Source organism: Bariatricus sp. SGI.019 (assembly GCF_050315235.1).
Taxonomy (GTDB): Bacteria; Bacillota; Clostridia; order Lachnospirales; family Lachnospiraceae; genus JAFBIX01.
Genome location: NZ_JBNPOQ010000004.1, coordinates 17,859 through 31,038, shown reverse-complemented (window position 1 = coordinate 31,038; position 13,180 = coordinate 17,859). Strand labels below are relative to the sequence as shown.

General features: G+C 40.4%; 15 protein-coding genes. 2 read left to right on the top strand and 13 right to left on the bottom strand.

Annotated features, from left to right (window positions below; all coding sequences use genetic code 11):
- Window positions 1-27: 27 nt before the first annotated feature.
- Genes ACQRD1_RS03380 through ACQRD1_RS03370 form a run of 3 tightly spaced genes read right to left on the bottom strand, consistent with a single transcriptional unit; the run spans window position 28 to window position 1,473 of the window.
- Window positions 28-198 (bottom strand): hypothetical protein, encoded by a 171-nt coding sequence (locus ACQRD1_RS03380; protein WP_173821400.1) that lies wholly within the window; start codon window positions 196-198, stop codon window positions 28-30.
- A 17-nt stretch (window positions 199-215) separates the two neighbouring features.
- A complete protein-coding gene (locus tag ACQRD1_RS03375; protein ID WP_117606412.1) occupies window positions 216-1,268 on the bottom strand; it encodes a site-specific integrase in 1,053 nt (350 codons plus the stop codon).
- A gap of 13 nt (window positions 1,269-1,281) precedes the next feature.
- Window positions 1,282-1,473: a hypothetical protein gene (locus ACQRD1_RS03370; protein ID WP_016441025.1), complete on the bottom strand. Its 192-nt coding sequence runs from the start codon at window positions 1,471-1,473 to the stop codon at window positions 1,282-1,284.
- Window positions 1,474-1,685: 212 nt separating this feature from the next.
- On the opposite strand from ACQRD1_RS03370, the gene ACQRD1_RS03365 reads away from it, so the two are divergent.
- The gene (locus ACQRD1_RS03365; protein WP_075671347.1) at window positions 1,686-2,219 is read left to right on the top strand and encodes a helix-turn-helix domain-containing protein; all 534 of its coding nucleotides are present in this window, start codon (window positions 1,686-1,688) and stop codon (window positions 2,217-2,219) included.
- Window positions 2,220-2,731: 512 nt separating this feature from the next.
- Here the strand turns inward: ACQRD1_RS03365 and tuf are convergent.
- The 6 genes from tuf to ACQRD1_RS03335 all read right to left on the bottom strand — a co-directional run bounded on the left by tuf (window position 2,732) and on the right by ACQRD1_RS03335 (window position 8,476).
- The gene (tuf, locus tag ACQRD1_RS03360; RefSeq protein ID WP_427786919.1) at window positions 2,732-3,925 is read right to left on the bottom strand and encodes an elongation factor Tu; all 1,194 of its coding nucleotides are present in this window, start codon (window positions 3,923-3,925) and stop codon (window positions 2,732-2,734) included.
- A 117-nt stretch (window positions 3,926-4,042) separates the two neighbouring features.
- The gene (gene fusA / locus ACQRD1_RS03355; protein WP_235231609.1) at window positions 4,043-6,160 is read right to left on the bottom strand and encodes an elongation factor G; all 2,118 of its coding nucleotides are present in this window, start codon (window positions 6,158-6,160) and stop codon (window positions 4,043-4,045) included.
- Between the two features lie 9 nt (window positions 6,161-6,169).
- Window positions 6,170-6,640: a 30S ribosomal protein S7 gene (gene rpsG / locus ACQRD1_RS03350; protein WP_235231608.1), complete on the bottom strand. Its 471-nt coding sequence runs from the start codon at window positions 6,638-6,640 to the stop codon at window positions 6,170-6,172.
- 230 nt (window positions 6,641-6,870) lie between these two features.
- Complete coding sequence (gene rpsL / locus ACQRD1_RS03345) at window positions 6,871-7,293, bottom strand: 30S ribosomal protein S12 (protein WP_235231607.1); 423 nt, start codon at window positions 7,291-7,293, stop codon at window positions 6,871-6,873.
- A gap of 159 nt (window positions 7,294-7,452) precedes the next feature.
- On the bottom strand, window positions 7,453-7,929 hold the full coding sequence (locus ACQRD1_RS03340; protein WP_347375463.1) for a VanZ family protein: 477 nt from the start codon (window positions 7,927-7,929) through the stop codon (window positions 7,453-7,455).
- On the bottom strand, window positions 7,913-8,476 hold the full coding sequence (locus ACQRD1_RS03335) for an HD domain-containing protein (protein WP_235231605.1): 564 nt from the start codon (window positions 8,474-8,476) through the stop codon (window positions 7,913-7,915). Before ACQRD1_RS03335 ends, ACQRD1_RS03340 begins: the two co-directional genes overlap by 17 nt.
- 168 nt (window positions 8,477-8,644) lie before the next feature.
- Between ACQRD1_RS03335 and ACQRD1_RS03330 the strand changes: the two genes are divergently transcribed.
- Entirely contained in the window at window positions 8,645-9,406 is a 762-nt protein-coding gene (locus ACQRD1_RS03330; protein ID WP_347375326.1) for a sulfite exporter TauE/SafE family protein, read from the top strand.
- 82 nt (window positions 9,407-9,488) lie between these two features.
- Here the strand turns inward: ACQRD1_RS03330 and ACQRD1_RS03325 are convergent, their stop codons facing one another.
- The 4 genes from ACQRD1_RS03325 to ACQRD1_RS03310 form a co-directional block, all read right to left on the bottom strand.
- On the bottom strand, window positions 9,489-10,574 hold the full coding sequence (locus ACQRD1_RS03325) for a M24 family metallopeptidase (protein ID WP_235231602.1): 1,086 nt from the start codon (window positions 10,572-10,574) through the stop codon (window positions 9,489-9,491).
- A gap of 129 nt (window positions 10,575-10,703) precedes the next feature.
- Window positions 10,704-11,675, bottom strand: a complete 972-nt coding sequence (locus ACQRD1_RS03320; RefSeq protein ID WP_347375324.1) for an amidohydrolase family protein — start codon at window positions 11,673-11,675, stop codon at window positions 10,704-10,706.
- Between the two features lie 134 nt (window positions 11,676-11,809).
- Window positions 11,810-12,841, bottom strand: coding sequence for a Gfo/Idh/MocA family protein (locus ACQRD1_RS03315; protein ID WP_235231598.1), 1,032 nt, complete (start codon window positions 12,839-12,841; stop codon window positions 11,810-11,812).
- Between the two features lie 24 nt (window positions 12,842-12,865).
- On the bottom strand, window positions 12,866-13,171 hold the full coding sequence (locus ACQRD1_RS03310; protein WP_235231597.1) for a carbohydrate ABC transporter permease: 306 nt from the start codon (window positions 13,169-13,171) through the stop codon (window positions 12,866-12,868).
- Window positions 13,172-13,180: the final 9 nt, after the last annotated feature.

The following is a 13,180-nucleotide window of genomic DNA, read 5'->3' as shown; positions in this document are numbered from 1 at the left end:
GTCTGTCAGTAGCCATAGCTCCACTCCTTACACAAATCTCCTTGTAGGAATAATGATGATTTCAAATTTGCTTCCATCCTCTAATTCAAGAAGAATCACATAATCTGAATCCTGATCCGGTAAAATGGAACTTATCTTCAACTTCTTACTGTAATTAATTGCATCAAATATTTTTCCGACTACTTTCTTTGTTTTCATTTGCTTTTTCCTCCGTATTAACGTTTATTGTCCAGCATCTCAGCTACTTTTTTCTGCTGTGACGGGTAAAGATGTCCATAAGTGTTCAATGTCATCTGAATATCCTTGTGCCCCAGTCTTTCCTTGATAATCAGTGGTTCTACGCCCTGGTAGATCAGATATGCCACATGACTGTGCCGGATGTCATGCACTCTGATTGATTTTACACCAGTCAATGCTTCATATTTCTTGAGTCGTTTCTGCAGTGTTCTTGCTACAATCGGAAACAACCGCTGATCTTCCGGAAATCCATAATGCTTCTTCGAATACTCCTGTACCTCTTCCTTAAGAAAATTGGGAATATCAATGGTACGTACAGAATTTTCTGTTTTTGGAGTATCAATCACATCTCTTTTCCTAATCCGATTATAAGTTTTATTGATATGCAGGAGATTTCCGCTCATATCAAAGTCCGAAAGACTCAATGCCAGAAGTTCTCCTTCCCTGATTCCTGTCCAGAAAAGAATTTCAAATATCAGATAATCTTCACTCCCCGGCTCAATCCCGGCAATAAATCTGTCGTATTCTGCCTTCGTCCAGAATTCCAGCTTATTTGCATCCGATTTTCCCATCTTTTTTACTTTCTTACATGGATTTTCCTTCAGATTGTAAATTTTCTGTGCATGATTAAACAATGCATTCAACTGGTTCTGAATCATGCGTTCATAAGTCTTGCTGTAATCTTTTTCTTGAATGGTATTCTGCCACTGGATTACATCAGCCGGTGTAATCTCATTCATTTTTCTTGTTCCAAAATATGGAACAATATGCTTCTCCATCATGTGCTGCTTATTTCGGATTGAATTTTCTTTGAGTTCTTTTCTCTTATCTTCAAAATAAACTTCAATGAAACTTCCCATCTCCATTTTCATATCCGCTGCAGTCTTTCTCATGAATTCCTTTTCATAATTCAATGCTTCTCTCTTTGTCTTGAACCCTCTTTTCAGCTTCTGCGTTTTCTTTCCTGTCCAGTCAATATAACGGAAACTCACATACCAGGTTCCCTGTGTTTTGTCCTTGTAAGCTGACATCTTAACTCCTCCTTCATACTGCTCTCTGAGAGCATCCATAAAATTTTGTTTCCCAGTAGGGACGTGGAATCTTTCCACGAACTGCTACATATCCTTCCTTTGCCAGTTCATCATTGAGCTGCTTCAGAATAGAATATGCTTTACTGCGTTTCACACCTAATTCTTCCATGACATCATCAACATTCATCATATAATTAGTTCTCATAGCGTCCTCCTTTCCAGTCACTTTTGTGACTCTTACGTTGTTCTCTTATAATAATTCACTTTTGTGAATTTGTCAATAAACATTTGCGAATTTATTTTTTCAATTCCATGCATATTGCTTGCGTATCAGCAATTTGTTAAATCTCACTCTTTTGTATCATTCACTTTTGTGCTAGAATAGAAGCACAAATATTATTAAGGAGGCAGCATGTTATGGTAGGTAAAAAAATCCGGGCATACCGGGAATTCAGAGGATACAGTCAGATACAGTTAGCCGAGCTGTCCGGCATTAACGTAGGTACGATCAGAAAATATGAACTTGGAATCCGAAATCCAAAACCGGATCAGTTAGAAAAGATAGCAACTGCGCTGGGATTAAATGTAAGTGTTTTTCTGGATTTTAATATTGAAACAGTCGGAGATGTACTCTCTCTGTTGTTTTCTATTGATAATTCAGTGAACCTCTCACTTGCCGAGACACCTGAGCAGAAGATTTCACTGACTTTTGATAATCCTACAATGCAGGACTTTTTCAGGAAATGGTGTCAATTTAAAAGTGTCTATGAAAAGGAAAAAGCTGAAATATTAGCTATTGAAGATGAAGATAAAAGACAGGAAGAACTGGATAAGCTCAACGCTACCCAGGAAGAATGGAAACTGCGTGCTATGGGAACTACGATAGGTTGCCATACTATCGTTAAGAAGGGCACTGAAGGCAATGACATCAAGACATATGATCTGACTTAATTTTGTGCATAAGAAAAAGAGCTCACGAAGAGCTCTTTATTTTTGGTGGTCTGGGGGAATTGCTTATTATTCCATGCTACCATTACACCATATCGCCGCAAATACCCAAACCTACTAATAAGATTTCTTTTTTCATAATATCAATTCCTTTCTTGTAAATGCACTTTTCGATGTCATATACTATTCCCGAAATCATAGAACTCAAAAGAATTCCTAATATGGTGGCGATATCTGGAATCGAACCAGAACCTATTGCTAACTTAATTATAGTGGTAGTATAGCATTGATTTCAAATTTGTCAATCAACTTTCAAAATTTTGTTATCATTCTGTTATCACAAACGGTTGTCAGGACTCTTTCCCGGCAACCGTTTTTCTATACTGTTCGTTATTCTTTTCTGCCCTTTTATATATTTCCAGGCAACAGAAAAACCCGTAGAACCGAAGTTCTACGGGTATCTTACGTTTGGACACAACGTTATCTTGCGATAACAAATCTATATTCAGATTGTATTACTCGATAACTGTAGCAACACGACCTGAACCAACAGTACGTCCACCTTCACGGATAGCGAAACGAAGTCCCTGCTCCATAGCAACTGGGTGAATCAGTTCGATTGTCATCTCTACGTTATCACCAGGCATACACATCTCTACACCTTCTGGAAGGTTGCAGACACCTGTTACGTCTGTTGTTCTGAAGTAGAACTGTGGACGGTAGTTGTTGAAGAATGGAGTATGACGTCCACCTTCATCTTTTGTCAGAACGTAAACCTGAGCTGTGAATTTTCTATGGCATGTTACTGAACCTGGTTTAACAAGAACCTGTCCTCTTTCGATTTCAGTTCTCTGAATACCACGAAGAAGTGCACCGATGTTATCACCAGCCTGAGCCTCATCAAGAAGCTTACGGAACATCTCAACACCTGTTACAACAGTCTTTCTTGTCTCTTCGTGAATACCAACGATTTCTACTTCGTCAGATACATGAAGAACACCACGCTCTACTCTACCAGTAGCAACTGTTCCACGTCCTGTGATAGAGAATACGTCCTCTACAGGCATAAGGAATGGCTGATCTGTTGCACGCTGTGGATCTGGAATGTAGCTGTCTACAGCATCCATAAGTTCCATGATCTTGTCGCCCCATTCTCCAGATGGATCTTCAAGAGCTTTCAGAGCAGAACCCTGGATAATCGGAGTATCATCTCCTGGGAATTCATACTCATCTAACAGTTCACGGATTTCCATTTCTACTAATTCAAGAAGTTCTTCATCGTCAACCATATCACATTTGTTCATGAATACAACGATGTAAGGAACACCTACCTGACGAGAAAGCAGGATGTGCTCTCTTGTCTGAGCCATAACACCATCAGTAGCAGCTACAACAAGGATAGCTCCATCCATCTGTGCAGCACCTGTGATCATGTTCTTAACGTAGTCAGCATGTCCTGGGCAGTCAACGTGTGCATAGTGACGATTAGCTGTCTCATACTCAACGTGAGCTGTAGAAATTGTGATTCCACGTTCTCTTTCTTCTGGAGCTTTATCGATGTTATCGAATGCTACAGCAGCGTTTCCTTCTACTCTCTCAGACAGAACTTTTGTGATAGCAGCTGTCAGAGTTGTTTTACCATGGTCAACGTGACCAATGGTACCGATATTACAATGTGGTTTTGTTCTTTCAAATTTAGCTTTTGCCATTTTGAATATCCTCCTTATTATAGCGCCTTCAAAGGCATATTTAATAATTTACGTTTGCTCGGCTATCTCTGATTATATTTCAAATCATACGGTTTTTCAAGCCTTTTTAACATTTAATTAATCATTTTTGGTTGATAATACTTTTTCCTGTACAGATTTCGGAACTGGCTCATATTTCTCGAAGAACATTGAGTAGTTTCCACGTCCCTGTGTTCTGGAACGAAGATCTGTAGAGTATCCAAACATTTCTGACAATGGAACGTATCCACGAACAATCTTACCACCGCCAAGATCGTCCATACCTTCAATACGTCCACGACGTGAGTTGATATCACCAATAACATCACCCATGTACTCTTCCGGCATTGTTACTTCAACCTTCATAATAGGCTCAAGAAGTACCGGAGATGCCTTCTTCATAGCATCCTTGAATGCAAGAGAACCTGCAATGTGGAATGCCATTTCACTTGAATCGACTTCGTGGTAAGAACCATCGTATACGTTAGCCTTAACACCAACAACCGGGAATCCTCCAAGGATACCAGACTGCATAGCCTCTTCAATACCTTCTCCTACAGCTGGGATATATTCCTTCGGAATAGCTCCACCTACGACTGTAGACTCGAACTTGAATGTCTCCTCACCGTTAACATCCATTGGTTCAAATTTAACTTTACAGTGTCCGTACTGTCCACGTCCACCTGACTGTTTTGCGTATTTGCTGTCAACGTCAACTGGTTTTGTAAATGCTTCTTTGTAAGCAACCTGAGGAGCACCTACGTTAGCTTCTACCTTGAACTCACGAAGAAGTCTGTCAACGATGATTTCCAGATGAAGCTCACCCATACCAGCGATGATCGTCTGACCTGTTTCCTGATCTGTATGTGCACGGAATGTCGGGTCTTCTTCTGCCAGTTTTGCAAGAGATTCTCCAAGTTTACCCTGGGAAGCTTTTGTCTTTGGCTCGATAGCGAGCTCGATAACCGGCTCTGGGAATTCCATAGACTCCAGAATTACTGGATGCTGCTCATCGCAAAGCGTATCACCTGTTGTAGTGAACTTAAATCCGATTGCTGCAGCGATATCACCGGAATATACTTTGTCCAGTTCGGCTCTCTTGTTGGCATGCATCTGAAGGATACGTCCAACACGTTCTTTTTTACCTTTTGTTGCATTCAGTACATAAGAACCGGAGTTCATTGTACCAGAGTAAACTCTGAAGTATGCCAGCTTACCAACGAATGGGTCTGTCATAATCTTGAATGCAAGAGCTGAGAAAGGTTCTTCATCAGAAGAATGTCTTACGATTTCATTTCCATCCTCATCAACACCCTGAATTGGTGGAATATCTGTTGGAGCAGGCATATACTCGATAACTGCATCCAGCATCTTCTGTACACCTTTGTTTCTGTAAGCAGAACCACAGCATACCGGAACTGCTGTACATTCACAAGTTGCTTTTCTCAGTACTCTCTTCATATCTTCAACAGATGGTTCATTACCTTCAAGGTATTCCATCATCAGATCATCATCCAGATCACAGATCTTCTCTACCAGCTCTGAACGATAGAGTTCTGCATCATCCTGCATATCTTCCGGAATATCTACGATAGAAATGTCATCACCCTTGTCATCATTATAGATGTAAGCTTTCATTTCCATCAAATCAATGATTCCTTTAAAGTCATCCTCTTTACCGATTGGCAGCTGCAGACAGATTGCATTCTTTCCAAGTCTTGTCTTAATCTGCTCAACGGCATTGTAGAAATCTGCACCCAAAATGTCCATCTTATTGATGAATGCCATTCTAGGTACGTTGTATGTGTCAGCCTGACGCCATACGTTTTCTGACTGCGGCTCAACACCACCTTTAGCACAGAACACACCAACTGCACCATCCAGTACACGAAGTGAACGTTCAACCTCAACAGTAAAGTCAACGTGTCCTGGGGTATCAATGATATTGATACGATGCTCTAATGCACCCGGTTTTGGCTTGCAGTTTTCTTCCAGTGTCCAGTGACATGTTGTAGCTGCAGAAGTAATTGTGATACCTCTCTCCTGCTCCTGTTCCATCCAGTCCATGGTAGCAGTACCTTCATGAGTATCACCAATCTTATAGTTAACACCGGTATAGTAAAGAATACGCTCTGTCAGTGTGGTCTTACCAGCATCAATATGTGCCATAATACCGATATTTCTAGTTCTCTCTAATGGATATTCTCTTCCAGCCATTGTTGCCTCCTAGAATCTATAGTGAGCAAATGCTTTATTTGCTTCAGCCATCTTGTGCATGTCTTCTTTCTTCTTCACTGATGCGCCAGTGTTGTTAGCTGCATCAAGGATTTCATTTGCCAATCTTTCTTCCATTGTCTTCTCTCCTCTTTTACGAGAATACAATGTCAGCCAGCGAAGTGCTAAAGTCTGTCTTCTGTCAGCTCTGACTTCGATTGGTACCTGGTAGTTCGCTCCTCCGATACGTCTTGCCTTTACTTCAAGTACTGGCATGATGTTGTTCATAGCCTCTTCGAATACTTCGATTGCCGGCTTGTCGGATTTCTCTGCGATTCTTTCAAAAGCTCCATATACGATCTTCTGTGCTACACCTTTCTTACCGTCTAACATAACGTTATTGATAAGTTTTGTTACCACTTTGCTGTTGTATAATGGATCTGCTAATACGTCTCTTTTCTGAGTATGTCCTTTACGTGGCACGGTTCTTCCCTCCTTAAACATTCTGATTAATTCATCGGTACTCACATGTGTCTTTCTAATGATACTGTGTAGTGCTGGGCATACAATCTATATACCTGCAACTTACTTAATCATAGTTCTGTTTGTGACTACATTAGATACTGAAGTTCCTCGTCATTACATTCCGAAGAACTACCCTCACATTAAGTTCATGCTTCGTTTATCACTCGCATTCACTAACTGTTCAGGCATTATTTTTTAGCGTCTTTTGGTCTCTTAGCACCGTATTTAGAACGTGCCTGTCTTCTCTTGGCAACACCTGCTGTATCAAGTGTACCTCTAACGATATGATATCTTGTACCTGGAAGGTCTTTTACTCTTCCTCCACGGATAAGAACAACGCTATGCTCCTGAAGGTTGTGTCCTTCACCCGGGATGTAGCTTGTTACTTCGATACCGTTAGAAAGACGTACTCTGGCGATCTTTCTAAGTGCTGAGTTAGGCTTCTTTGGTGTAGCTGTCTTAACTGCTGTACATACGCCTCTCTTCTGAGGAGCAGATGCATCGATACTCTTCTTTCTTAAAGAGTTATACCCTTTCTGAAGCGCTGGAGCTGTAGACTTCTTTACAGATGTCTGACGTCCTTTCTTTACTAACTGGTTAAATGTTGGCATTCTCTTTCACCTCCTACGATTATAATAAGTTGCTTAATGTGTAAATATTTACGCGCAAAAAAATACTATGCATTCCAATGCACGCTCAATCAGTTTATTACGAATTTCCCTTATTGTCAAGGGTTTTTACATTTTTTCACTATTGTTTTTTGTTTCTTGTTATATATTGTATATGTGCTGAATCATCAGTACAAATATAATTCCGACCAACAATCCTGCGCAGTCAATCAACACATCTGTGACCTGTCCGCTTCGTCCGGGCACAAACAACTGATGGACCTCATCACTGCAAGCATAGGCTGCGCCAATCACGAAAGCCAGCCGTAACTTCTTGCCAATACGATAACTCTCACCCACTGCCATAAGTAGAATTCCCAGAATGATATATTCTGTAGCATGGGCACATTTGCGGACCGGATAGTCAATCCGTTCTGCATAAGCCATTTGTTCGGATTCCGGCCACTTTTCAAAGCCTGGTTCAAACAGCTCACCAATCTTACGCCCTACAGACTGGCTCATCTCTTCAGACTGATCCGCTGGTTTTGCAGAAAAAGAAAAGATTACAGCCATCCACAGAATTACCAGCAATGTAAATATCACTTTTTTCATGGATTTCTGATTATAATCCCAATACATCTGCAATTGCGCCCATCTCTTCTAACGCAACGTCAATTAAATCATCAAGACTAAGTCCGGTAAACTCAATCGCTTCCATATAATCTCTGTTAGCACCCTTTGCAAACCGCATTTCATTAAAACGCTTCATTACGGATTTGTGCTTTACACTTGCAATCTTCTTATCCGGATAAATCTGTGCGACAGCTTTCACAAATCCACTCATTGGGTCTGCCGCCAGAACTGCGTACTGAAGATTCGTCTTTGCTTTTACTCCACTCTTTGGATTGTGTGCACAGATTGCATCAAACAATACCTTATCATCAATTCCCTCTTTTTTCAGAATCTCTACAGATGTTGGTCCATGCACGCTCAGATCGTGCTGCCAGTCGCATTGCTCTTCATCCAGATCATGAAGAAGACCTACGATTCCCCAATATTCTACTTCATCCGGTGCAAGGCGTTTCGCCAGTCCCTTCATAATTGCTTCCACCGCATACGAATGGGTAATATAATTCTCACCTTTCATATATTTCATTAAGATATCATGTGCTTGTTCCCTGTTCATATTCCTATCCTCCTGATCTTGTGTTTCAAAAAATTCGCTTGTATGTTATTGTAACATAACCCTGATAAAATGTGAACTTTTTCACGACTATAATATCTGCTTGATTCTACTGTGTTCTTACTATAAAATAATGATTTGTAAGATTTTTACAATAGAAAGGAACCTATCATGGAATTGTCAATATACACTTTTGCAATCGTCTGTCCTCTCGTATTCCTTGCAGGCCTTGTGGATGCTATCGGCGGCGGTGGGGGATTAATCTCTCTGCCAGCTTATCTGATTGCAGGGCTGCCTCCTCACACCGCAGTGGCTACTAATAAAATGTCTTCTCCTTTTGGGACGGCGCTTGCTACTTTTCGATTTGCCCGCAATCGTCTGATCAATCTGAGATTATCCATACCTTCTGTGGCTGCAGCAATTATCGGTTCATTCATCGGTTCTCATCTTTCCCTGATGATCCCGGAGAAAATATTATCTTATGTGTTAATTATCATTCTTCCCATATCCGCTTTCCTGGTGTTGAATAAGAAGCTGTTCAACGATGAAGGATCTGACGAGATTACACTGGATCGACGTACTTACCTGACAGCTACACTCGCTGCTTTTATCATTGGTTGTTATGATGGTTTCTATGGCCCCGGAACCGGAACATTTCTGATCATTGCATTTACAATATTTGCAAAATTAAGTATTAAGACAGCCAACGCGCAGGCTAAGGTCATCAACCTGACGACAAATATTACTTCGCTGGTTGTATTTTTATTCAACGGACAAGTCCTGATTCCACTCGGTCTTGCTGCTGCCGTCTGCAATATGTTGGGCGGATATATCGGAGCCGGTCTTGTTATGAAAAATGGAAGTAAGATTGCCAAGCCAAGTATCCTGCTCGTTCTTGTATTACTGGGATGCAAAGTTGCAGGATTATATTAAGTGTAATTCACAATTTTATCTCTATAACTTCAAAAAGAGCAGTCAACCAAGTGACTGCTCTTTAATAATACTCTCTGATATTCTACTCTTCTGGTACTACGATCAGATCTTTTGTGAAGCTGTTCAATACTTCGCATCCATCTTCTGTAATGATAACAAGATCTTCGATACGAACACCGATACCTTCTTCTGCGATATAGATACCTGGTTCTACAGAGAAGCACTGTCCAACCTGGATGATATCTTCATTTACAGAAGATACATCACCGAATTCATGATCTTCAAGACCGATGGAGTGTCCGGTTCTGTGTGTAAAGTACTGTCCGTAACCTTTTTCTTCTATGTAATTTCTTGCAGCGAGGTCAACATCGCACATTCTGTTGCCTGGTTTTGCAGCTTCGATACCACGTCTGTTAGCTTCTACAACGATATCGTAGATTTCTCTTGCACGGTCAGATACTTCACCGATGAATACTGTTCTTGTCATATCAGATGCATAGTTGTCTTTGAATGCTCCGATATCAAGGATTACACAATCACCGCGTTTTCCCTTGGAATCATCTGTTACATGATGTGGATCTGCAGCACCTTTTGCGTATGCTGTGATTGGATCAAAGGATACATCCTCACATCCAAGATCTTTATAAATCTCACGAATCTTAGCATTCAGTTCTCTTTCTGTTAATCCTTTTACAACCCATGGGATTAATCTTTCCATAGCGATATCATTCAGTCTGGAAGATTCTCTCATCAATTCCTGTTCTTTTTCATCTTTTACCATACGGATATAGTCGATGATCGGAGAACCATTTACAAACTTGCTTCCTCCGCCCAGCTCCTGCAGACGAATCAAGAATCTTGCCGGCCATGTCTTGTCGATACCCATAACTTTATCTTTTTCTACAAATCTGCTTAAGATCTCAACACCGTCTTCGATGTCATCATACCATACAAGATCTACTCCAAGATCCTTCTCCTGTGGGAATAGCTTATTAATTACCAGTTTATGATTGCCATTTACATTCAGATATAATGCTAATAATCTTTCTCCTGGGATAATCCATTTTCCAGTAAGATAGAAAATAGCCACTGGATCTGATACGATCATCTGTGGGATCTCATGTTCCTCCATTGATTTTAATACTCTTGCCACTTTGTTTTGGTCCATTATTTTCCCCAACCTTTCTAATATTAAATATTAAACGTTAGGAAACCGGCAGACCATCTCTGCCGATTTCTACTAGAGACTATTATAGACTGTTGTACAAAAAAAGTCAATTTATCTTCTACATTATCATCATTTTGCTGCAAATCTCAAAAAATTCTTCTCATATATTTTGTCAAGGATTTCTTCCTGTAATCCTAATCCGCACATCTGCCGTTCCTCATTTCCCGCCACATAATATCCATCCGGTTTCAAAATATATGGTCCTTTTGTCTCAAGAAATCCCGTAATCAGATGCATTCTGGATTCACACTCTTCTATAGAAAGAAATGTGGGTTCTTTTTTTATCACTGCACGTGCGCCAATATCCGTACCAAAGCAAATCCGCTCCTGATATCTGTCAAAAAATCGCTTTGCCTTCTCTTGCTGTGCTGACAGATTATAATACAATTCTATTCCTGGTGTAATGTCTATGTAAACATTCTGATACCGGTCTAATATCTCCGAAAGTCGGTCAAGCTGCTTAGACAGGAAGAAAAAATGTGGAAATAAAATGCGAAGCTTCGGATGATTTTCCAACACTTGCAAAATCTGTCGATACTGTTCTTCATTATTGATATAAGTGGAATCATAAAACCACCCAGCCTTTTTCGCAAACTCTGACACTTCTAACGGATTCCAGAACTCCTCCGGATCATTCACATGCATATACACAGGTACCTGTTTTTCTTCCAGATACTCCCAATAATCTTCCCACAATGCACTGTCAAAATCTGGAATCGGATATTGCTTTCGAACATTCGGTTTTCCCTCCAGCATCTTGATTCCAACACACCCGATCTTCATAAGCCTGTCCGCTTCCTGAAGAAGCGCCTCCTGCATCCGATCAGGATGTAGACTATATATTCTCCGATCCAGGCCTCCAAATATATACACCGGAATTTTGCAGCTCTTCCTGAATTCAAATGCATCCTGCTCAACAGCCATTCCATTTCCTCCTGGAATACACTGGAGTGCAATTGCTGAGAAATGATACTTTTGGATTACATGCTGTAATCTATCCAAACCAATACTTTTGGCATAATGAATATGTCCGTCAATCATGTAGGCCACCCCTTTCTGATATCTATTTTAACATATTCCTTCTATAATAAACACATCGCAACTGCAAAGAAGAGAAGATGAACTCTCCCCTTCTTTACAAAGCAAAAAACAAACTATATTGTGAGATAATCAAGTTAATATTCGATATCAACCGGCACTCCTGTATCTGCTGATTCATGTATAGCGATAATAGCCAATGCGGTCTTTCTTGCATCTTCTAATGTCACACGAAATTCTCTTCCATCTACTAAACGATCAACAAAATCTCGGATGCTTTCATACGATAAACCTTTACACCTGTCAAAGACCATATTAGACACCAATATATCAGGTACACTTGCCTTTTCTTCAGTCACTTCTTCTATCAGATTATGACTGGAAAGATCCAAACTGATCATTCCCTCTGTACACATTACACTACATCGAAAATCATTGATATTCCGATTTCCATTTGGTGTAACCCATCCATTTTCCATATGTGCGATTGCACCATTTTCAAATTCAATCGTTGTTAAATACACATCTGGAGTATCCACTCCCAGTTCTTTCAAAATTCCTTCTTTTTTTACGGAGTATACTCTTTTTGCTTCTGAATCGAGCAGCCACCTAAGCGAATCCAGGCTATGACTTCCAAGGAACCATAAAATAGATGATTTTGATGCCCACGAAAGCATATCTGTAGCTACCCACTTCACATCACTATGCCGAATATAGGCAGTATACGGCTTTCCTAACTTACCCGAAGAGATCTCTTGTTTTGCCGTATTGAACGGAGGATTCCAGCGGTTATGCAGATCCACCATACAGCGTACCTGATTTCTCTCCACTGCCTCACAGATTCTTGCAATGTCTTCCCTTGTCGTTGCCAATGGTTTTTCTATCAAAATATTCTTTTTTGCATCTGCCATTGCCACAGCAATATCTGCATGTGCAAAATCCGGGGTTACAATCGCAACTGCATCTACTTCTTCATCAGCTGCCAGATCATGATAATCTGTATATACTTTTCTAATACCATATTTTTCTGCAATCTCCCTTGCCCGTTGTTCATTCATATCACAGATAGCGACTGGATCTGCGAACAAATGCTCTGCATAGATTGAAGCGTGTGTCTCGCCCCATGTTCCAGCCCCAACAATTCCCATTCGAACCTGCTTAATCTCCATATTCTTTTCCTTCTTTCATTATCATTATTGTTTTACGGCACCGGCAGTCATTCCACTTACCAGATGCTTCTGCAAAAGCAAGAACAAAATTACAACTGGTATTGTAATCAGAACTGCACCCGCCATAAGCGTTCCCCAATTCGTCGTATACTGTCCTTGAAAACTGGCAATACCAACAGGCAATGTCCAGTTCTCATAACTTTTCATAAAAGTACTTGCAAATAGATATTCGTTCCACCCATTAATAAAAGAAAAAATTCCGGTTGCCACTAACCCAGGCACTGTAAGAGGTAAAACCACAATTGAAAAGATACGGAATCTTCTTATCATTTTGGCATT